Genomic DNA, 19,367 nt, shown 5'->3' on the forward strand with positions numbered 1-19,367 from the left:
CCTGCCGGTCGGCGGCGACCTGCCGCAGCTTGTGGCCGATCTTCTGGGCGGCGCGGCCGGAGACGCCGGTATCCACCTCGTCGAAGATGAGGGTGCCGATGTCGTCCCGCCCTGCCATCACGTTCTTGACCGACAGCATGATGCGTGCGAGCTCTCCGCCCGACGCGATCTTCGCGAGCGAGCGGGGCTCCTCGCCGACGTTGGTGGAGATGTAAAGCTCCATCTCGTCGACACCGTCGGGAGAGAGGGGCTTTTCGCGGCGCTGCACCGTGAGGGTCACCGAGGGCATGTCCAAAAAGGCGAGCTCCTCCATCACACGCGCGGTGAACCGCCCGGCGGCGTCCGCGCGCGCCGCGGAAAGCTTTTCCGCGGCCGCCTGCGCCGTGGAAAGCAGCCCCGAAAGCTCCTCCTGGAGCTGCCGGGCGCGTTCGTCCGACGTCTCGATCTTTTGGAGTTCCTCCGACGCCCGGCCGCGGAAGGCGAGGATCTCCTCCACCGAGCCGCCGTACTTCTTTTTGAGGCTGTAGAGCAGGTCAAGGCGGTTTTCGATCGCGTCGAGCTGGCGCGGGTCACAGTCGAACCCCTCGAGCAGGCCGCGGATGTCGCCCGCAAAACCCTCGAATTCGTAGGAGAGCTCGGTGAGCCGCTCGCTGACCGGCCGGGCGGCCTCCATATACCGCGCGGCCTGTTCCATCTGCTCGACCAGCGCGCCGAGCTGGGAGGAGAGCCCCGGTGTCTCATCGTCCCCATCGAGCACCGCGAGGCTGCCGCCGAGCGCCTCGGTGACGGACAGCGCGTTTTTGAGGAGCCTGCGCTGCGCGCGCAGCTCGTCCTCCTCGCCCGGCGTAAGCTGCGCCGCGTCGATCTCCCCGATCTGGTATCCCAGCAGGTCGATGCGGCGCGCCTTTTCTGCCTCGTCGGTGTCGATCTGTTCAAGCTCCCGCCTGGCGGCGGAATAGGCGCGATAGGCATTCCGGTATTCCTCCAGCATCGGCTCCAGCTCGCCGTACCCGTCGATGAAGCCGAGGTGCTTTGCCGGGGAGAGCAGCTGCTGGTTGTCGTGCTGGCCGTGTACGTTGATAAGGTGCGCCGCGACGGTTTTGAGGATCGCGGCCGTCGCGGGCCTGCCGTCGATGCGGCAGGCCGATTTCCCGTCCGCCGTGATCTCCCGGCTGATGAGCACACAGTCCTCCTCGGGCGGGTATCCAGCCTCCCCGAGCGCGGCGGCGGCCGTGGGCGTGAGCCCGGTGAAAAGGGCGGAGATGACCGCCTTTTCCTCCCCCGTACGGATGATCTCCTTGGAGGTGCGCTCCCCCAGCACGGCGTTGATGGCGCTGATCAGGATCGTTTTCCCCGCGCCCGTTTCGCCGGTAAAGACGTTGAGTCCGGCGGTAAAATCAATCGCCGCCTCGCTGATCACCGCGATATTCTTTATGTAGAGCTGTGAAAGCATCTTCTCACCCCGTTATTCCGGCATTGGAAACGCGCCGTCCCTACTGGCCGGCGTTTGTCATCTTGCGCAGCTGCAGCACCAGCTCGCGCGCGTTGTGGTCGTCCCGCATGACCATGAAGATCGTGTCGTCCCCCGCGAGGGTCCCGACCACGCCGCTCCAATGGAGGGTGTCGAGCGCCGCGCAGACGGCGTTCGCCATGCCGGTGAAGCATTTGATCACCAGCATGTTGCCCGCCGAGTCAATCTCCTTGACCGACTCGGAAAAGATCAGCAGGAATTTGTTGGACATCTCGCTTTTGGGAAGGTCGGCGTGCGCCGCGTAGTGATATTTGCCGTCGGGGGTCAGCGTCTTGACCAGCCGCAGCTCCTTGATATCCCGGGACACGGTCGCCTGCGTCACCGAAAAGCCGCTTTCGCGGAGCAGGCCCAGCAGTTCGTCCTGCGTGTCGATCGGCCGGGAATTGATGAGTTCGAGGATTTTGGCGTGACGTTTTGCTTTCATACGATTCTTCCCTTTCGCCGCTGCGCGCCGGCGTCAATTTGTCCTTGCTCCGTCCCCGCCGCGCGCAGCCGGTGGACGGCGGGGGCATCTCCTCGCGCGGGGCCCTAGCCCCGCGCCTTCAGCTTTTTCCCAAGGATGTCGGTGAAGCTCTTCTCCGGAAAGCTGATGAACTGAGCCGCCTTCTCCGCGCGGCGGATATGCACCATCCGGTCCGCGCCGAGTCCCGCGAAGCCCTCCCCGTCCACGCTGACGAGGATGCTGTCGGGGTTGTTGACGAACCGGCTGCGCACCGTGAGCTCCATGTCGGGCGAGAGCAGCACCGACCGGTCGTAGAGGGAGTGCGGGCAGATGGGCGTCAGGAGGATTGTGCCGATCGCCGGGTCGACGATCGGGCCTCCCGCCGAGAGAGAATAGGCCGTCGAGCCGGTGGGGGTCGCGAAGATGAGCCCGTCGGCGCGGTAGCTGCCGACCGGGCGTCCGCCGCTTTCGATGTCGAGGTCGACCAGCCGCGAGAGCTCCCCCTTGGAGATCACAACGTCGTTGAGGGCGTAGCGCACGCCCGGGACGCCGTCGATTTCCACCTCGAGCAGCATCCGGTCCTGGATCGTATAATCCCCGCTCGAGAGCCGCGCGAGATACTCCAGCTCGTTGGGCTCCACCTGCGCGAGGTATCCGAGCCTGCCCGTGTTGATCCCGAGGATCGGCTTTCGGTATTCGACCGCGTGCTTGGCCGCATGCAGGATGGTGCCGTCGCCGCCGACCGTGACCACCACGTCGCAGGCGGCGATCTGCCGGTCGAAGGCGCCGTAGCCCACCTCCCCGAACTGGCCCCGGAACCGCTCGTCCATGACCGGCACGCACCCGGCGTCGCGCAGCTGCCCGATGATGGCCTTCATCAGCCAGACAGTATTATATTTGGACAGGTTCGGCATGATTAATACGGTTTTCCGCTCCATCCGCACCACATCCCTTCAATAGAATCAGTCCAGCGCCGCGTGGGAGCGCTCCACAAGCGCCGCGATCTCCCCGCGGCCGGGAGGAGATCCCCCCTCCTCCTTCCGGAGGTACATGAGGTATTCGATGTTGCCCTCCGGTCCCTTGACCGGCGAAAAGTCGAGCCCGGCCACTGAAAAACCGTTTTCCGCCGCGTAGCCGACGGCGTTTTCCAGCACCTCCACATGGGTCGCGCGTTCCCGCACGACTCCCTTCTTGCCCACCTTGCCGCGCCCCGCCTCGAACTGGGGCTTGACCAGGCAGACCATCCCGCCGCCCGCGCGCAGCAGCTCCGCCGCCACGGGCAGGACGAGCTTCAGGGAGATGAAGGAGACGTCGACGCTCGCGAAATCGATCGGGTCGGGCACCTGCTCCCGGGTGACATAGCGGATGTTGGTGCGCTCCAGGTTGACCACGCGCCCGTCGGTCCGCAGCTTCCAGGCGAGCTGGCCGTAGCCGACGTCCACCGCGTAGACCTTTTCGGCGCCGTTTTGCAGCATGCAGTCGGTGAATCCGCCGGTCGACGCGCCGATATCCATGCAGGTCTTCCCCTCGAGCCCGACCGGAAAAACCAGCATCGCCTTTTCCAGCTTGAGGCCGCCCCGGCTGACGTAACGGAGGGTCTCCCCGCGTACTTCGAGCGCGGCGGCTTCCTCCACGTCCATGCCCGGCTTGTCGGCCTTCTGGCAGTCGACATACACCTGCCCCGCCATAATGACCGCCTTCGCCTTTTCCCTGCTCGGGAAGAGCCCGCGCTCCACCAGCAGGACATCCAGTCGTTTTTTCACGTCGTCCTCCGTCGGTCAGAAGTAGAGTTCCGAAATCGCGCGCGCCGCCGTGTGCGCGTCGAGCCCGCAGCGCCTGAGCGCCGAAGCGGCGGGCATCGCGGGGATAAAGGGGTTTTCCACCGCGCCGATCGCCATGCGGCCGCGGTAGCGCGCCCGCGAGAGCGCGTCGAGAAAGTGCTCCCCAATGCCGCCCTGCCGGATTCCCTCCTCGAGGAAATAGATCGTGCGGTACTTTTTGGCGAGCTGCACACATTCGTCCGGGATGGGCGAGATGCGGTGCAATTTCAGCAGATCGGCCTTTTTCCCCTCGGCGGCAAGCAGCTCCATCGCGCCGCACGCCTCCCCGAAGGCGCGCCCATAGCTGACGATCAGCGTCTGGCCGCCATTTTTATAGTGGAACCACTCCCCCGGCCGGTAGCCGAGGCGTTCGTCCACCGCTATTTCCCCGCCGCGCGGGTAGCGCACCGCAGCGACCCCGTCGCAGCGGTCGAACGCCTGGTCGAGCGCGTAGCGCAGGTCGCTGTAGGTCGCGGGGGAATAGATCGTCACGCCGGGTATCTCCGAAAGGAACGCCGCGTCGAAGAGCCCCTGGTGGGTCTCTCCGTCCTCCCCCACGATCCCGGCCCGGTCGACGGCGAGCACAATATGCTGCCGCTCGATCGACGCGTCGTGGATGATCTGGTCGAACCCGCGCTGCAAAAAGGTCGAATAGACCGCGAACACCGGCTTCATTCCGCCCGCGGCAAGCCCGCAGGCAAAGGTCACCGCGTGCTCCTCCGCGATCCCCACGTCAAAAAAGCGGTTCTTGGGACCGAATTCCGCGGCAAAGGCGGAGAGGCCGGTGCCCTCCTCCATCGCGGCGGTGATGGCGCAGATTTTTTTGTCCCGGCGTGCGCGCAGGACCAGCTCCCGCCCGAACACCGAGGAAAAGCTCTCGGCGGACGCGGGCTTGAGCTTCCCGCTCGCCCGGTCGAAGGCGCCGACCCCGTGGTAGCGGGCGGGGTTCTTCTCTGCGAAGTCGCAGCCTTTGCCCTTGACGGTGTTGACGTGCAGGACGACCGGCTTCTCAAGCTCACGCGCCCGCCGCAGCGCCTGTACGAGCGCGGGGATGTCGTGTCCGTCGACGGGGCCGAGGTAGTCGAAGCCGAAGTCCTCGAAGAGGTTCGAATGGTAGAGCAGCTGGCGGAAGGCGGCCTTGGAGTCAGAGATCACGTCGCGCAGCTCCCTGCCGACGACAGGAACCTTCTTCAGCGCGTCCTCCACCCGGTTTTTCAGGTTTAAGTACCCCTCGCTCGTCCGCTTGGAGGCGAGGTAGCGCGCGAGCGAGCCCACGCTTTTGGAGATCGACATGTCGTTGTCGTTGAGCACGACGATCAGCCTGTTTCCGGTGCGCCCGGCGTTGTTGAGCGCCTCGTAGATCATCCCGCCGGTGAACGCGCCGTCCCCTACCACCGCGACCACGTGGTGGCGGTCTCCCGAAAGCGCCTTTGCCGTCGCAAGCCCGCAGGCGGCGGAGATCGACGTGCTCGCGTGCCCCGCGATAAACGCGTCACAGCCGTTCTCGCCCGGGCGCGGGAAGCCGGAGATCCCCCCCTCCCGCCGGATGGTCGAAAACGCCCCCAGCCGGCCGGTCAGCATCTTATGCGCGTAACACTGGTGCCCCACGTCCCACACGATCGCGTCCTGCGGGACGTCGAAAACAGTGTGCAGGGCGACGGTCAATTCCACCACGCCGAGGTTGGAGGCGAGGTGGCCGCCGTTTTCCGAGAGGGTATGCAGCAGCTTCTGGCGGATTTCCCAGCAGAGGATCTTCTGCTGCTCCGGATTCAGCCGCTTGACGCCGCCGGGCAGCTCCAGGCGGTTGAGCAGGTTATATTTAGCCAAAGGAACACCCCACTTTATCAGAATGCCGGGATCAGCGCGGCAATCAGGATCCCCAGCGCCGCGCCGCAGAGCACCTCAAGCGGCGTATGCCCCAAAAACTCCTTGAGGCGCTTGTTCGGGCCGCCGCGCTCCTCGGGCACGTCCTCGCCGCGCGCGAGCGCGTCGAACTCCTCCTTGAGCATCTGGAAAATCTCCTTGAAGTCGATGACCATCTTGTTGAGCACCTTCGCCTGCTCCCCGGCGGCGCGGCGCACCCCCATTGCGTCGTACATGACGATGCCCGCCATCGCCAGCGAAAGCGCGAACTCCGGGGAGGCGTAGCCGAGCTTTTTGGCCACGCCCACCGACACCGCGCACACCAGCGCCGAATGGGAGCTGGGCATGCCGCCCGATCCCACCATGCGCTCCCAGATGATCTTGCGGCTGGGGATATAGGCCAGGATCGTCTTCAGCAGCTGCGCCGCGAACCACGCGAGAAATCCCACGTCGATGACATAGTTGCTGATCAGTACTCTCAATGGGTTCATAACTTCCTCCAGTCCGGCGGTTGCCCGGATGCTTTAGTGATCCCTGCCGAGGATCATCTCCGCAACCCACAGCAGAAATTCATTGCCGGGGATCGCCGCAACGCGCTCCCGGGCTTCTCCGATCAGCTCCCGCGCGCGTTCCCGCGCGCCCGAAAGCCCCAGCAGGGTGACATAGGTCGTCTTGTGGTTTTCCTCGTCGCTGCCGGTCGGCTTGCCGAGCTTTTCCGCGTCGCCCGCCACGTCGAGGATATCGTCGGTGATCTGGAACGCCAGCCCGCACGCCTGCGCGTAACGGTCCGCAGTCTCCAGAAGCTCCTCCCCCGCGTCCCCCGCGAGGCAGCCGAGCCGCGCGGAGGCGCGCAGCAACGCGCCCGTCTTGAGCGCATAGAGGGTGTTCAGCGTCTCGAGATCGACCGGTTTGCCCTCGCAGCTCAGGTCGATCACCTGGCCGCCGAGCATTCCGCGCACCCCCGCCGCCCTGGAGAGGGTACGGACCGCCTCAACCCTCTGCGCGTCGGAAAGGGGCGCGTCGACGGCCGTCTCAAACGCCAGCGTGAGCAGCCCGTCCCCCGCGAGCAGGGCGTTGGCCTCGCCGAACGCCCTGTGGCAGGAGGGCTTCCCGCGTCGGAAATCGTCGTCGTCCATGCAGGGCAGATCGTCGTGGATGAGGGAGTAGGCGTGGACCATCTCGATCGCGCAGGCCAGCGCCATCGCCCCCTCCCGGGAGGCGTGGGTAAGCCGTCCAAACTCGAGCACCATCGCGGCGCGCAGCCGCTTGCCCGCGTCGAGCAGGCTGTGGCGCATCGCGTCGACGACCACGATCTGCCGCAGCTCCCGGTCAAAGTGCAGCCGTTCCCGCAGCGCGTCATTCACCTGCGTCGCGTAGGACGCGAGCTGCTCCTCATACCGGTTCATCTTCCGTCTCCTTCGGGGCCGCCAGCTTTTCCACCTTGAGCTTCGCGGCGTCCAGCTTTCCATTCGCAAAGTCCAACAGCTTTACAGCTTCGCCGTAGAGCTTGACCGCCTCGTCGATCGAAACGTCGCCGCCCAGTTTCGCGGCGATCTCCTCGAGCCGCGCGACCGCGGCCTCCAGCGTCATCGCTTTGGTCATGTCGTCCTCCTATTCGTCCCGGTCACTTCCGACAGGATTTCCCCGTCGGCGACCCGCGTCGTCAGCAGGTCCCCCCGCTTCACCTGTCCCGCCGAGAGGACGGTGCGCCCGTCCGCGCTCGTCAGGCTGTAGCCGCGGGAAAGGATTTTCATCGGGCTGCGCTCCTCCACGAGCGCGCCGAGGTATTGCAGGCGGCTTCGCGCGCCGTCCAGCTTCTGCCGGACGTCCGCGCGGATTTCCCGTTCCAGCGCGTCCAGCCGCAGTTCGCAGGCGCGCAGAACCCCCTCGGGGGTCGTAAGCCCCGCGCGAAGCTGATGCAGCCGAAGCTCCATCCCCTCGATGCGCCGGACAACCGCCCCGTGGCAGCGCGCGCCGAGGTCCGCGAGGTAATATTGCAGGTCGGCCATATTGGGCACGGCGAGCTCCGCCGCGGCGGAGGGGGTCGGCGCGCGCAGGTCGGCCGCAAAGTCGGCGATCGTGAAGTCGGTCTCATGCCCGACGGCGGAGATCACCGGAACATCGCTCGCCGCGATGGCGCGCGCGAGGGCCTCGTCGTTGAAGGCCCAGAGGTCCTCGATCGAGCCGCCGCCCCGTCCGACGATGATCAGGTCGCACGCCCCGGCGGCATTGAGGGCGCGGATGCCGGAGATCAGCGTCTTTGCCGCGCCCGCCCCCTGCACCTGCGCGGGACAGAGCACGACCTTCGCCAGCGGGTAACGGCGGGAGAGGATGTTGAGCATATCCTGAAGCGCCGCCGCGCCCTCGCTCGTCACAATGCCGATCCGCTCCGGATAGGGCGGCAGCGGGCGCTTGCGCGCCTCGTCGAAAAGCCCTTCGGCCGAGAGCTTCGCCTTGAGCTGCTCATAGGCGAGATGGAGCGCGCCGATCCCGTCCGGCTGCATGTCGGTCACATAGAACTGGTAGCTGCCGTCCCGCTCGTAGAGGGAGACGGAGCCGCTCACGATCACCGACATGCCGTTTTCGGGCGAAAAGGGCACGTGCGCCGCGTAGTTGCGGAACATCACCGCCTTGATGGCGGCGGAATCGTCCTTGAGGGTGAAATAGAGGTGCCCCGACTTGTAGTGCCGGGTGAAATTGGAGATCTCCCCCCGGACCATCAGCCCCGAAAGGATATGGTCCGATTCAAAGAGGGATTTCACATAGCGGTTGAGCTGGGAGACCGAAACAACGGTGGGGTTCTTCAGCACGCCGCTCCCCCCTCTCCCGCGCGCGACGCCAAAATCGCGGCGCCCGCGGCGTTGTCGGAGGAAAACTGCGGGTCGGCGAAATAGCCGCCGTACCGCGCGGTCACCGCCTCGCGGATGATCAAATTGGACATGACGCCCCCCGCGTAGAGGATCGGGAGCTCCCCGAACTGCGCCCGGACCGCCTCGGTCATGCCGCAGAGGGCGGCAAGGATGCTGTCGAGGCAGTATCGCGCGATGTCGCGGTCCGCCTCCCCGTCGAGCTTCATCTTCCGGCAGCGGTTCTCGATTCCGGAAAGGGAGCAGTCCGCCCCCTTCATCACCGGGCGCACCCGGTAGGTCTTTTCCGACTGCATCGCGAGGCGTTCGAGCTCCCGCCCGGCGGGAAACCGCAGACCGAGCATCCCGCCCACGCGGTCGACCGCCTGCCCCGCCTTGAGATCAAGCGAGCAGGCGAAGAGCCGCACGGTAAAGCCGCACGGCCCGCCCGGTTCGGCGACCAGGCATTCGGTCGTGCCGCCCGAGAGGTGGAACGCCGCGAATCGCCTCCCGATCAGGTCGAGCCGCCCGGCGGAAAAAAGCGCCGCCGCGATGTGTCCCGACTGGTGGGATACCCGCGTGAGCGGCGCGCTGCAGGCGGCGCCGATCGACTGGGCGGCCGCCTCCCCGACGAGGAAGCAGGGCATATAGGAGCCCTCGACGTCGCGCGGGCGCACCGAAACCCCGATGCCCGAGAGCGGCAGGGGGCCCGCCTCAAAGAGGGCTTCGACCAGCCCGCCGAGCTGTTTTACGTGCGCGAAGACCGCGTCGCTCTGCCGCAGGCCGAGCTCCCCCTCCTTTACCGGGAGAAGCTGTTTTTTCTGGGACACCGCGCCGCTCTCGGGGTTATAGAGGGCGGCGGAGGTGGTGTAGTTGCTCGTGTCGATGCCGAGATACCAGGCCATCGCGCTACTCCGCCGCCGTTTCGGCGGCGGCCTCTTTGGCGGCGCGGACCGCCTCGTCCTCCGCCTTCGCTTCCACGGCCGAAGCCGCGGCCTCCTCCTCGGCCCGGCGCGCCTCGGGCACGTCCTGTCCCTTCGCGCGCACATAGGCGCCGAGCACCCCGTTGACAAAGGAAAAATCGTCGGCGCTGCCATATTTTTTGGCCAGCTCGACCGCCTCGTTGATCGAGGCGCCGACCGGCACCGTGTCGACGTTGTCGATCTCCCACAGGCTCAGCCGCAGGATGGTCAGCGCCACGCGCGACATGCGGTTGAGCTTCCACTTTTTCGAGTGGGCGGTGATCGTCTCGTCGAGCCAGGGCAGATGATCACAGACGTCGCTCGCAAGGCGGTATGCATAATCATCCACTTCCAGGTTGCGCCCGATCACGGCCTCCTCGATGATCTCGTCGACCGATTCCTCCTTGAAGGAGCGCTCAAATACCAGCATAAATGCCTGCTCGCGGGATTCGCTTCGTTTCATATTGTCCTCTCCTAATTGTACGTCTGCGACAAGAATACCCTCCAAGGGGGCCTCGGAGGGCAGTGGATCGTTTCCCGGTCAGGCTTCCGTCTGCTCGGCGGGCTCGGCAAAGACGATGCCGGCGATGTTGATGTTGACCCGCGAAACGGCGATTCCGGTCATGTTCTGGACGGCCTCCTTGACGGCCGACTGGATCTTCTCGGCGGTCTCGGGAATGTTGACGCCCGCCTTGATGTTCACATGGAGCTCGATGACGGCCACGTCGTCCGACAGGTCGATATCGATCGGCTTGGCGGACTGTTTTTTAAGCAGCCAGCCCTTTAGGTTGGTCGCGAAGGAAGCGAGGGAGTCCACCCCTTCGATCTCGAGCGCCGCGTAGCGCGCGATGGTGGCGATCACCTCGCGGGAAATCTTGAGATTGCCTGCCGCCTGGTTCTGGTCGTGACTCTGCATAATCATTCTCCTTTTTATGGCGAGAAACGGATGTGTCCGATTGTTTTCCGGGAGCCGATGTAACATACAGGAATATTATATCATAAAATTCCGAATATACAACCGCATATGCAATCTTTTCCGCAAAGAAAGGAGAAGGAAAAAGCCTGCTTTTCAGCAGGCTTTTTTGGTGAAGATTCCGACTGCGGGCTAGCTGATCTCGACGATCGAGATATTCTCGACCGGGATGCTGGTCTCCTTGAGGATGATGTCCTTCATCTGGGCCACCTGGTCGGCCTCGAGCCCCTCCGTCTTGACCACCACGTCGACGTTGTCGGTGTCGTAGTAGACCATGCAGTCCGCGAAGCCCTTGGCCTTGATGAGGTTTTCAATTTTGCCCTCCGTCTCGATCGACTTTGCGATCTCGGTGGCTTTGAGCGCCATCTCCGCCTTGATGTCCGGGTCGACGTCCGCGCTGGCCATCATGTTCTTGAGGGTCTCGACCGACTCGTCGCGGGAACGCTGGCGGGTGACCTTCGCCTCGGCAAAATAGGCCTCTCCGTCGATGTCGTCCACCGTCGGGTCGTTCGCGTCGACCAGCTGGGCGTCGCCATAGTTCTTTTCATTGGCGAGCGCGCCGGTTGCGGTCAGGTCGCCGTCCGTCCTGGCGAACTGATAGTTGACGTAGACGGCCAGCCCGAGCCCTACCACCAGGGATGCCAGGATGATCTGTTTTTTGCCGATAATCATATTCATACGGGGGTTCCTCCTCTTTTGATAAACTAAACTTATGGCCATAAACTGCGGGCTGCCGCCGCAGGGTATGCACGAATCATTTGCCGAGCTTGGTGACGCACACCTTGTTGTAGGGAATCCCGAGCGCGGTGGTGACCGCCTGCGTCACCCGTTCCTGCACCACCATGCTCCCCGCGCCCTCGCACACGATGACGACCCCCTGGATGGCGGGCTGCCGTTCGGTTTTGACGAGCGCTTCCTTTTTGCCGTTCCCGGCGTCGACGACGATGTATTTCTGCTCGGTGTTCTCCTGCTGGGTCTCCCGGGCCACCTCGTCGCCGTTATAGCTGTTGGTGCGGTTGACGTTCTGCGTCTCCTCCACCGCGTAGACATATTCGACGCCGCTTTCGGCCGTGACCATCACCTGGCACCGGCCCACCCCTTCGATGCTTCCCACGATCCCGGTGAGCCGCTCCTCCAGCTGCGCCACATACTCCTGCGAGGTAAGCTGCCCCGCCCCGACGCTGGGATTCGGCTTGTTGGAGCCTCCGGTCTGGATCACCGTCGAAAGGAAGATCAGCGCCATTCCGGCTATCCCGACGAATAGTAGGGTGCGGCTGTGCTTTCCCTTGAAGACCGCGTCCAGTTTTTCCCGCAGTCCCGCGCCAAATCTGGTCCCATTCATGAGGTCACTCCTTTGTCGTCATATCCGATCAGTACCCTGACGCCGAGGCGTTCGGTCAATGCGGCGCGGATTTCGTCGTGCCGGGGCAGATAGCTGCGGTCGAGCTCCACCTCGCACTCACTAATAGATATGCCGCCCTGCCCGTCGTCATGTACATTTATGTAAATTTTGTTGTAGCTTACGCCCATGTCCCGCAGGGTCCGCATCGCTTCCAGCCGCACGCTTTCGGTCGCGCGTTCCTGCGCGCCCTCCTCCACCGCGCTCTCGAGCCGTTCGGCCTTTTCCTCGATCTTCCGCTGGATCAATTCCGGCGGCGCAAGCTCGACCGAGGCGGACGGCAGCACGACCGGCGAGAGCAGGCACCCGAGGAAAAAGACGCCGCAGGTGATGTTGAAAACCCGCTGCATGCCGGACTTCGGCAGGATGAGCTGCGCGAGCGCGCAGGCGATCGCCGCGGCGCAGATGCCGAACGCCCACTGCCTGACACTATCCAATATACGTTCCCTCCCCGCGAAAATATGACACGTCCCCCAAACCCCGTCCTAGACCCCGGTGGACACCATCATGACCAGCGAGGTCGAAATGACGATGAGCAGCGCGAAGCAAAGGATGACCGCGATGAGGATGCCCAGCGTCGCGGAGGAGCTTTTGAGGATGCTCGCCACCGGCTTTACGCCGAGCATTTCGCTCACCGCCCCCGCGAGGTTCACGGTGAAATACCACAGCACCGTCTGCAAAAAGACGGGCAGGAAGGTCATCAGCGCGATCAAAATGCCGAACACGCCGACCGTCGCCTTGAGCAGCCGCAGGTACCCCTGCGTGGCCACGAACGCGTCGGAGAGCGCGCCGCCCACCACCGGTACAAAGCTGCCGATCAAAAATTTTGCCGCCTTGGAGGCGACCGTGTCGCTGCCCGACGCGACCATCGTCTGGAGGGAGAGCAGCCCCACGAAGAGGGTGAGCAGCAACCCCAGCGCCCACGACACCGCCGATTTGATCGCGCCCGCGACCGCCGACACGTCGACGCCGGGCGCGAGGTTCCCGACCACGCAGAAGGCGAGGTAGACCCCCATCAGCGGCACGAAGACGCCCGCCACCACCTGCGAGACGACCTGGCAGGCCATGAAGAGGAAGGCGGTGTAGGTGGTGGCGGTCACCGCCTGACCGCCGACCGTCACGATCGATGAAAAGATCGGGATGAACGCGAGGATGAAGTTGGAGTAGTCGCGGATGGCCGCGGCGGTTGTCGTGATGCAGTCGATGATCGGCGAGACGATCGACGCCGCCACGCACACCACCGCCACCGCCGCGAAGACGGTCGAAAGCGTCCCCTCCCAGAGGGCGGTTTTGAGCCCGTCGAGCATGGCGCAGAGCAGCACCGTGCCGAGCACCGCGCCAAAGACGGTCAGCGGCAGGCGGATGCGTTCCTTCACGAGCCCCCACACCTCCCGGAAGAATGCCTCTGGCGAAAGGGTGAGCAGTTCCCGGTAGTCGATGCCGCGCAGCCCGGTGCGTTCCATCAAATCCCGCGCGTCGTCCGGCAGTTCACCGAGCAGCTCGTCCGCGCCCACCGCGTCGAGCTCCCTGCTCAGATCGTAGTCCCCCTCCCCCGCGTCCGCGTAGCCCCATACCTCCGCCGTATCGCCGGGCCGGTCCCAGGTGACCAGCTCCACCGCGAATGCGGTCGTCCCGCAGAGGCCGGCCAAAAACAGCGCCGCGAAGAATCCCGCAAGCCGCCGCATCATCCCGCACCCCCGATCAGGCCGCCCGCGATGCCGAGGATCTTTTCAAAGAGCGGCAGGCTGACGAGCAGCACCGACAGCTTGCCCGCCGTCTCCACCTTGGAGGCGATCGCCGTCTCCCCGAGGTCGCGGCAGGCGTCGCAGGCGATCTGGGTGATGAAGCAGAGCCCCAGCGCCTTGAAGAGGATCTGCACGTATTCCGCCTTGGCGCCCGTCGCCTCGAAAAGGGATCGTATCCGCCCGAAGAGGGGCAGCGCGGAGGTGATGATCATCCCCAGGATCAGCACGCCCGCCGTCAGCGAAAGCAGCAGGGAGTACTCGGGGTTTTTCGGCTTGAGCACCGTGCTGAGCGCGACCGCGACGACCGCCAGTCCGGTAATCGTCATCATATTCATGTCAGTAGAGCCCAAAGACGCTCTTGACCGTCTCGAAGAGCGTGTTGATCTGCACGATGATCATCATCAGCACGACGATCAGTCCCGCGAGGGTGGTCATCATCGCCTGCTCCTCCCGGCCCGAACGGATCAGCACCTGGTTGAGGACCGCCACGATAATCCCGATCGCCGCGATTTTAAAGATCAAATCCACATCCATAATCTTTTCATCGTCCTTTCCCTCCAAACTTGTCCTTTGCATTATAGATATGCCTGTCCCCTCCGGTTCAGAACTCTTTTTTCGGACCGCCGTCCCGCGGGCGCTCCGAAAAGGGAAAGAAAAACCGCCGGGGACGGCATCCCGGCGGTTTTCTGTTTTTCAGATGAAAAAGACCACCACAAAGGCCCCCGACAAAAGCCCCATCGTGCGGTAGAGCTTTCCGTGGGATTCGCAGCGCTCCCGCGCCGCGTCCAGCTGCATAACGAGCAGAGACTTCGCGTGGGACAGGCTCGAAAGCTGTCCGTCGAGGTCGCACTGCCCGAGGGTGTCGGCCAGCGCTTCGACAATCGCGGCGTCCTCCCGGGTGAGGTTCCCGCCCTGCTTTGCCACCGCCTCCCGCCACGCCTCCGGGAAGGGCGTCCCCTTCCGGCAGAGGGCGGCGCAGGCGTGCAGGAAGGGGGCCTCCTGCGCCGACTCCCGTTCCTCCAGCCGCGCGACGGCTTCGTCGGGGGGCGCGAGGCTGTAGGAGAGCTCCCCCTCCATCCCCGTCAGCAGGGCGATGCAGCCCTCCAGCTCCCGCACCCGGCGGGAGAGCGCCTGCGCCATTGAAATCCCGATCGAGGTGGAGCACGCGACCACCAGCAGCATCCCGCAAACCTTCAGCATCAGCAGCATTGCGCCGGCACCTCCCTGATCTCCCGGATTTTTGAGGGGCTTCCCGCGCCTTCCAGCAGCACGAGCTTCCGGAAGGCGCCCGTCTCCAGCAGCCGCCCCGCCTGCGGCTTGCGCAAGAACTCTTTGTAGTCGGCGGCGTGCAGCGAGGTCACGACCGCCACGCCGCTGTTGGCGGCGGCCGCCACCGCCTCCACCTCTCCGTCGGTGCAGATTTCGTCGCAGACGATCACCTGCGGGGAGAGGTAGCGCACCGCGATCTGCAGGCCGCGCGCCTTCGGATAGCCGGAGAGCAGGTCGCAGCAGGGTCCCAGCTCGCTCTGCACGACGCCGCCCGATGCCGCGCCGATCTCCCCGCTCTCGTCGACGACGCACACCTTGACGTAGCCGCCCGGCGAACCGGAGGAGAGCTGGCGCGCCGTGTCACGCAGCAGCGTCGTCTTGCCGCTCGCGGGCGGGCCGACGATCAGCACGCCGCACGGCCCGTCCCAAAAGCAACTCCGCAGGAGCGGGTCCGCCGCCCCAAAAATTTCCCGCGCCACACGCAGATTGATCGAGGTGATGTCCCGCACGGCGGTCACCCTCCCCTCCTCGGCCACGGCGGTCGCCGCAATGCCCGCGCGGTGTCCGCCGCGCACCGAAAGGTAGCCGTCGCACAGCTCCCGCTGGTGGCTGTGCACCGCCCAGCCGCACAGCGTCACAAAGGAGTCCTGCATGTCCGCCTTGGTCATGAGAAAGGCGTTCAGCGCGGGCCGGTCAGAGACCCCGCCGTTTTCATCCACAAAAAGCACCCTGGACGACGCCATCAGTCCGAGGGGCTTGCCCGCCCGCAGGCGGATTTCCGTCACCTCCGCCGCGATCTGCGCGGGAACCCGCGACAGCACCCGCCGCACGCGCTCCCCAAGGGTCGCCACCGCGGAAAGGTAGCGCTCGTCTTCCTTCATTTCACCACGTCCTTTTCCCGTTTTCCCTCCTATCTTATGAGCACGTCCGCTTTTTTAGAACCGGAAACCGGACGGACGCAAAAAGGCCGCCCGCAGGGTTCCCCCGCGGGCGGCCTTAAAAAATGTTCTTTTCCCGTTTCGGGAGAAGCTCAGGCCTTCTCCCCCCGCCTGCTGTTAAAATACATGTAGACCTGGCATTTGATCATGCCGTTATAGAGCTTGCGGCGGCGGACCGCCTCCCGCCCGAAGACCCCCTCGAAATCGTCGTGCGGGCTGATGATGTAATAGCCCAGGTCGTCCCGCTGCGGGAATACCTGCCCCATCGTGCGGCAGATTTCCTCCGCCTCGGAGGCCGCGAGCAGCCGCTCCCCATAGGGCGGGTTGGTGATGAGGATTCCCTTGCGCCCCTCGGGAATCTCGGGCGCAAAATCCTTGATATCCGCCTGCCGGACGTGGATGCGCCCGGCGACTCCCGCCTTCGCGGCGTTTTCCCGCGTCAGGCGCACCGCCTCGGGATCGATGTCGCTGGCAAACGCCTCGAAAACCGCGTCGCGGCGCACCTGCGCCGAAGCCTCGCGGCGCACCTCGTCAAAGACGCCGTTCTGAAAGCATTTCCAGCTCTGCGCCGCGAACCGCCGCCGGATGCCCGGCGCGATGTTGAGCGCCTTGAGCGCCGCCTCGATCACGATGGTGCCGGAACCGCACATCGGATCGTAGACGAGGGAATCCCCCCGCACCCGCGCGAGGTCGACGATACCGGCCGCGATCGTCTCCTTGATGGGCGCCTCGTTCGCGTTGGCGCGGTAGCCGCGCTTGTGGAGCCCCGCGCCCGTCGTGTCGAGCAGCAGCGTCACCGTGTCCTTGAGAATGGAAAACTGCACCTGGTAGACCGCGCCCGTCTCGGCGAAGATCTCCTTGTGGTAGACGTTTTCAAACCGCCGCACGATCGCGCGCTTGATGATCGACTGGCAGTCGGACATGCTGAACAGCTTGGAATTCCGCGACCAGCCCTTTACCGGGAACTGGTCGTCCACCCCGATAAAGTCCTCCCACGGCAGCGCGGCCGTCCCGTCGAAAAGCTCGGTGAACGTCTCGGCGCGGAATTTTCCGATCACGATCCCCACCCGTTCGGCGGTGCGCAGCCAGATGTTCGCCTTGGCGACCATCGCGAGGTTCCCCTCAAAGGTCACCCGTCCGTCCGAGACGGTAATATTTTCCCCGCCGAGCTTTTTGACCTCGAAGGAGAGCACGCTTTCGAGTCCGAAGAGACAGGGGCAGGTGATCGTCATTTTCTTATCCATCTTTGTCCTTTCCGGCCGCGCGCCCATCCTTCTGCGCGGGAGGATTCTTTTACATCCATATTGTTTTAATTATAGCATAAATCCGCAAAAGAAAAAAGCCGCATTACGGCAGAAAGGGACGGCCCGCAAAAGCGGGCCGTCCCCGCGCTCTAAAAGAGCAGTTTCTCATAAATTTCGGCGGTATGCTCCTCCACGAACGCCCGGATCTGTTCCGGGATATCCGCGCCGCCGAACCGCAGGTCATAGTGCAGGTCGGCGTTTTTGCCGGTCAGCGCCGACAGGGTGTCGGCGGCGACCTGCGCGGGAGAATCGCCTCCCGAGAAGGAGACGGACAGAATCCGCTCCATCCCCGCCATCTTGAGCGGGAAAAACGGGCAGCCGTATCGAACGGAAAAGTCGCACAGCCGCATCCCCTCGCGGACGAACGGCTCGCTGTCCCGATAGGGGCTCAGCGCGCAGGCAAGCGCCGCCGGTTCGTTGCCGGAAAGCGGCAGGACCTTGAGATTCCACGCGTCCGAGTGCAGCGTGTCGGAATAGATCACCGTTATGCCGGTGGAGGCATCGACACAGCTAACCGCAAGGTCGCACACCGCGGGCGCGCGGAACATCCCCATTTTATCCAGCTGCCGGAGTCCCAGCCGCGGCGCTGCCGACGCCGAAAACAGGGTCATCAGCTCTTCAAGCTCTTCCGGCCCCGCCCCGCGCGACCACAGCAGCGACGGAACCGCCGCAAGCGAGGTCGCCGAAAGCATATTGACCGCAACGGAGCGCTTTTGCAGCTCGTCGGCGAAGACGTTTGCCGCCGCCGCGCCCGCGCCGCTGCCGGAAAACGCGACACCGATTTTCATGGCAGACCTCCTCAGTCAGAGATACTGCCATCCCCAGCGGCAAAACCACCGCACAGCCGGGATGACAAGGTCCGCGTCCCGCCCGTGGGGCGGCGCGCCGGACACTACCATTCTATGCTGCGCGCCGGCGGCTGCCACTGTCCTGCCGGTCCTAATCGAACGGCCGGTATTCCGCCATGACGGCGAGCGCCGCGCGGATGCCGTCCACCGCCGCGCTCATGATGCCGCCCGCATAGCCCGCGCCCTCGGCGCAGGGATAGACCCCCCGGGCCCCCGGCGCCTGGTAATCCTCCCCGCGCAGGATGCGCACGGGCGAGGAGGTCCGCGTTTCGATGCCGGTGAGCAGCGCGCCCGGCGAATCGAAGCCGGGCAGCTTTTTCCCGAAAGCGCGCAGCCCCGTCTCGAGCATCGACGAGACGAAGGCCGGCAGGATCCCGTGGAAGTCGCAGGGCGTCACCCCGCGCGCATAGGTCGGCTGCACCCGCGCGGTGTCGAGCCCCGCCTTCCCTGCGAAAAAGTGCCCGACATCCTGCGCGGGCGCGCGGTAGCCGCCGCCCCCCGCCGCATAGGCGCGCCTCTCCAGCTCCCGCTGGAACGCGGCCCCGCCGAGCGGTCCTCCGCCGTAGTCGGCGGGGGTCACCGAGACGGCCACAGCCGCGTTCGCGTTCTTTCCGTCGCGGGCGTGAAAGCTCATCCCGTTGGTGACCGTCATCCCCTCCTCCGACGCGGCGGGCACGACCACGCCCCCCGGGCACATGCAGAAGGTGTAGACGCCCCGCTCCCCCACCCGGTGGGAAAGCTGGTACTCCCCCGGCGGCAGCGCGGGATGCCCCGCGTACTCGCCGTAGAGTCCCCGGTCGATCTCTTTCTGAAGGTGCTCAATCCGCACGCCGACCGAAAACGGCTTGGGCTCCATCGCAAAACCGCGCCGCAGGAGCATCTCAAAGGTGTCCCGCGCGCTGTGCCCCGCCGCGAGCAGCAGCACGTCGGCGGGAATCTCCCCCGCGGAGGTACGCGCGCCGTGCAGACGCCCGTCCGTCATGATAAGGTCGGTCAGCGCGGTATCAAACCGCACCTCCCCGCCGAGCGAACAGATTTCCGCGCGCAGGTTTTTGACGACCCCGCGCAGCCGGTCGGTGCCGACATGGGGCTTTGCCCGGTAGAGGATTTCGGCGGGCGCGCCGAACCGCACGAACTCCCGGAGCACCCAGCCGCATTTCGGATCGCCGATTCGGGTGGTCAGCTTGCCGTCCGAGAAGGTCCCGGCGCCCCCCTCCCCGAACTGCACATTCGTTCTGGGATCGAGGGTTCCCTCCCTCCAGAACTGCTCTACCGCCGCGACCCGCCGGTCCATCTCCCCGCCCCGCTCAAGGATAACCGGCCGGTATCCGTTCCGCGCGAGCAGCAGCCCGGCGAACATCCCGGCGGGGCCGAAGCCCACGACCACCGGGCGGTGTTCCAGCGTCCGCGTTCCGCGGGGGATCTCA

Annotated in this window: 23 protein-coding genes; all 23 read right to left on the reverse strand. The window is 65.1% G+C overall.

Annotation, left to right across the window (positions count from 1 at the left end):
- On the reverse strand, nt 1-1,453 hold a 1,453-nt coding region (gene recN, locus RDM88_RS06215), incomplete at its 3' end, for a DNA repair protein RecN (protein WP_308754004.1).
- Between the two features lie 40 nt (nt 1,454-1,493).
- Entirely contained in the window at nt 1,494-1,955 is a 462-nt protein-coding gene (locus tag RDM88_RS06220; RefSeq protein ID WP_308754005.1) for an arginine repressor, read from the reverse strand.
- Between the two features lie 104 nt (nt 1,956-2,059).
- Nucleotides 2,060-2,911, reverse strand: coding sequence for an NAD(+)/NADH kinase (locus RDM88_RS06225; protein ID WP_308754006.1), 852 nt, complete (start codon nt 2,909-2,911; stop codon nt 2,060-2,062).
- 24 nt (nt 2,912-2,935) lie between these two features.
- A complete protein-coding gene (locus RDM88_RS06230; RefSeq protein WP_308754007.1) occupies nt 2,936-3,736 on the reverse strand; it encodes a TlyA family RNA methyltransferase in 801 nt (266 codons plus the stop codon).
- 15 nt (nt 3,737-3,751) lie between these two features.
- A complete protein-coding gene (gene dxs, locus RDM88_RS06235) occupies nt 3,752-5,620 on the reverse strand; it encodes a 1-deoxy-D-xylulose-5-phosphate synthase (RefSeq protein WP_308754008.1) in 1,869 nt (622 codons plus the stop codon).
- Between the two features lie 17 nt (nt 5,621-5,637).
- Nucleotides 5,638-6,147, reverse strand: coding sequence for a divergent PAP2 family protein (locus RDM88_RS06240; protein WP_308754009.1), 510 nt, complete (start codon nt 6,145-6,147; stop codon nt 5,638-5,640).
- 33 nt (nt 6,148-6,180) lie between these two features.
- Nucleotides 6,181-7,062, reverse strand: coding sequence for a farnesyl diphosphate synthase (locus tag RDM88_RS06245; RefSeq protein WP_308754010.1), 882 nt, complete (start codon nt 7,060-7,062; stop codon nt 6,181-6,183).
- Entirely contained in the window at nt 7,049-7,258 is a 210-nt protein-coding gene (gene xseB / locus RDM88_RS06250) for an exodeoxyribonuclease VII small subunit (protein ID WP_308754011.1), read from the reverse strand. Before xseB ends, RDM88_RS06245 begins: the two co-directional genes overlap by 14 nt.
- Nucleotides 7,255-8,466 (reverse strand): exodeoxyribonuclease VII large subunit, encoded by a 1,212-nt coding sequence (xseA, locus tag RDM88_RS06255; protein ID WP_308754012.1) that lies wholly within the window; start codon nt 8,464-8,466, stop codon nt 7,255-7,257. Before xseA ends, xseB begins: the two co-directional genes overlap by 4 nt.
- Complete coding sequence (locus tag RDM88_RS06260) at nt 8,460-9,407, reverse strand: peptidase M22 (protein WP_308754013.1); 948 nt, start codon at nt 9,405-9,407, stop codon at nt 8,460-8,462. The genes xseA and RDM88_RS06260 overlap by 7 nt, the downstream gene beginning before the upstream one ends.
- Before the next feature lie 4 nt (nt 9,408-9,411).
- The gene (nusB, locus tag RDM88_RS06265) at nt 9,412-9,927 is read right to left on the reverse strand and encodes a transcription antitermination factor NusB (protein ID WP_308754014.1); all 516 of its coding nucleotides are present in this window, start codon (nt 9,925-9,927) and stop codon (nt 9,412-9,414) included.
- A 78-nt stretch (nt 9,928-10,005) separates the two neighbouring features.
- Entirely contained in the window at nt 10,006-10,380 is a 375-nt protein-coding gene (locus tag RDM88_RS06270; RefSeq protein ID WP_158595509.1) for an Asp23/Gls24 family envelope stress response protein, read from the reverse strand.
- Between the two features lie 189 nt (nt 10,381-10,569).
- Nucleotides 10,570-11,115: a SpoIIIAH-like family protein gene (locus RDM88_RS06275; RefSeq protein WP_308754015.1), complete on the reverse strand. Its 546-nt coding sequence runs from the start codon at nt 11,113-11,115 to the stop codon at nt 10,570-10,572.
- Between the two features lie 76 nt (nt 11,116-11,191).
- Nucleotides 11,192-11,779, reverse strand: coding sequence for a hypothetical protein (locus tag RDM88_RS06280; RefSeq protein WP_308754016.1), 588 nt, complete (start codon nt 11,777-11,779; stop codon nt 11,192-11,194).
- On the reverse strand, nt 11,776-12,273 hold the full coding sequence (locus tag RDM88_RS06285; RefSeq protein ID WP_308754017.1) for a hypothetical protein: 498 nt from the start codon (nt 12,271-12,273) through the stop codon (nt 11,776-11,778). Before RDM88_RS06285 ends, RDM88_RS06280 begins: the two co-directional genes overlap by 4 nt.
- 48 nt (nt 12,274-12,321) lie before the next feature.
- Nucleotides 12,322-13,524: a hypothetical protein gene (locus tag RDM88_RS06290; RefSeq protein WP_308754018.1), complete on the reverse strand. Its 1,203-nt coding sequence runs from the start codon at nt 13,522-13,524 to the stop codon at nt 12,322-12,324.
- Nucleotides 13,521-13,916, reverse strand: a complete 396-nt coding sequence (locus RDM88_RS06295; RefSeq protein WP_308754019.1) for a SpoIIIAC/SpoIIIAD family protein — start codon at nt 13,914-13,916, stop codon at nt 13,521-13,523. Before RDM88_RS06295 ends, RDM88_RS06290 begins: the two co-directional genes overlap by 4 nt.
- 1 nt (nt 13,917) lies before the next feature.
- Nucleotides 13,918-14,115 (reverse strand): stage III sporulation protein AC, encoded by a 198-nt coding sequence (gene spoIIIAC, locus RDM88_RS06300; protein WP_006875388.1) that lies wholly within the window; start codon nt 14,113-14,115, stop codon nt 13,918-13,920.
- A gap of 159 nt (nt 14,116-14,274) precedes the next feature.
- Nucleotides 14,275-14,790, reverse strand: a complete 516-nt coding sequence (locus RDM88_RS06305) for a stage III sporulation protein AB (protein WP_308754020.1) — start codon at nt 14,788-14,790, stop codon at nt 14,275-14,277.
- Nucleotides 14,781-15,731: an ATPase, T2SS/T4P/T4SS family gene (locus RDM88_RS06310; RefSeq protein ID WP_308754021.1), complete on the reverse strand. Its 951-nt coding sequence runs from the start codon at nt 15,729-15,731 to the stop codon at nt 14,781-14,783. The genes RDM88_RS06305 and RDM88_RS06310 overlap by 10 nt, the downstream gene beginning before the upstream one ends.
- Before the next feature lie 149 nt (nt 15,732-15,880).
- Nucleotides 15,881-17,032: a class I SAM-dependent RNA methyltransferase gene (locus RDM88_RS06315; protein WP_308754022.1), complete on the reverse strand. Its 1,152-nt coding sequence runs from the start codon at nt 17,030-17,032 to the stop codon at nt 15,881-15,883.
- Between the two features lie 149 nt (nt 17,033-17,181).
- A complete protein-coding gene (locus tag RDM88_RS06320) occupies nt 17,182-17,880 on the reverse strand; it encodes a hypothetical protein (RefSeq protein WP_308754023.1) in 699 nt (232 codons plus the stop codon).
- Nucleotides 17,881-18,031: 151 nt separating this feature from the next.
- Nucleotides 18,032-19,367, reverse strand: a 1,336-nt coding sequence (locus RDM88_RS06325; protein ID WP_308754024.1) for an FAD-dependent protein, incomplete at its 5' end; no start/stop codon positions are given.

Source organism: uncultured Anaerotruncus sp. (assembly GCF_902490045.1).
GTDB lineage: Bacteria > Bacillota > Clostridia > Oscillospirales > Ruminococcaceae > Anaerotruncus.

Bases quoted from the DNA above. Each gene is read 5' to 3' on its own strand.
- RDM88_RS06220 (WP_308754005.1), bottom strand. From the start codon at position 1,955: ATGAAAGCAAAACGTCACGCCAAAATCCTCGAACTCATCAATTCCCGG.
- RDM88_RS06225 (WP_308754006.1), bottom strand. From the start codon at position 2,911: ATGGAGCGGAAAACCGTATTAATCATGCCGAACCTGTCCAAATATAAT.
- RDM88_RS06240 (WP_308754009.1), bottom strand. From the start codon at position 6,147: ATGAACCCATTGAGAGTACTGATCAGCAACTATGTCATCGACGTGGGA.
- RDM88_RS06245 (WP_308754010.1), bottom strand. From the start codon at position 7,062: ATGAACCGGTATGAGGAGCAGCTCGCGTCCTACGCGACGCAGGTGAAT.
- xseB (WP_308754011.1), bottom strand. From the start codon at position 7,258: ATGACCAAAGCGATGACGCTGGAGGCCGCGGTCGCGCGGCTCGAGGAG.
- RDM88_RS06260 (WP_308754013.1), bottom strand. From the start codon at position 9,407: ATGGCCTGGTATCTCGGCATCGACACGAGCAACTACACCACCTCCGCC.
- nusB (WP_308754014.1), bottom strand. From the start codon at position 9,927: ATGAAACGAAGCGAATCCCGCGAGCAGGCATTTATGCTGGTATTTGAG.
- RDM88_RS06270 (WP_158595509.1), bottom strand. From the start codon at position 10,380: ATGCAGAGTCACGACCAGAACCAGGCGGCAGGCAATCTCAAGATTTCC.
- RDM88_RS06275 (WP_308754015.1), bottom strand. From the start codon at position 11,115: ATGAATATGATTATCGGCAAAAAACAGATCATCCTGGCATCCCTGGTG.
- RDM88_RS06280 (WP_308754016.1), bottom strand. From the start codon at position 11,779: ATGAATGGGACCAGATTTGGCGCGGGACTGCGGGAAAAACTGGACGCG.
- RDM88_RS06290 (WP_308754018.1), bottom strand. From the start codon at position 13,524: ATGATGCGGCGGCTTGCGGGATTCTTCGCGGCGCTGTTTTTGGCCGGC.
- RDM88_RS06295 (WP_308754019.1), bottom strand. From the start codon at position 13,916: ATGAATATGATGACGATTACCGGACTGGCGGTCGTCGCGGTCGCGCTC.
- spoIIIAC (WP_006875388.1), bottom strand. From the start codon at position 14,115: ATGGATGTGGATTTGATCTTTAAAATCGCGGCGATCGGGATTATCGTG.
- RDM88_RS06305 (WP_308754020.1), bottom strand. From the start codon at position 14,790: ATGCTGCTGATGCTGAAGGTTTGCGGGATGCTGCTGGTGGTCGCGTGC.
- RDM88_RS06310 (WP_308754021.1), bottom strand. From the start codon at position 15,731: ATGAAGGAAGACGAGCGCTACCTTTCCGCGGTGGCGACCCTTGGGGAG.
- RDM88_RS06315 (WP_308754022.1), bottom strand. From the start codon at position 17,032: ATGGATAAGAAAATGACGATCACCTGCCCCTGTCTCTTCGGACTCGAA.
- RDM88_RS06320 (WP_308754023.1), bottom strand. From the start codon at position 17,880: ATGAAAATCGGTGTCGCGTTTTCCGGCAGCGGCGCGGGCGCGGCGGCG.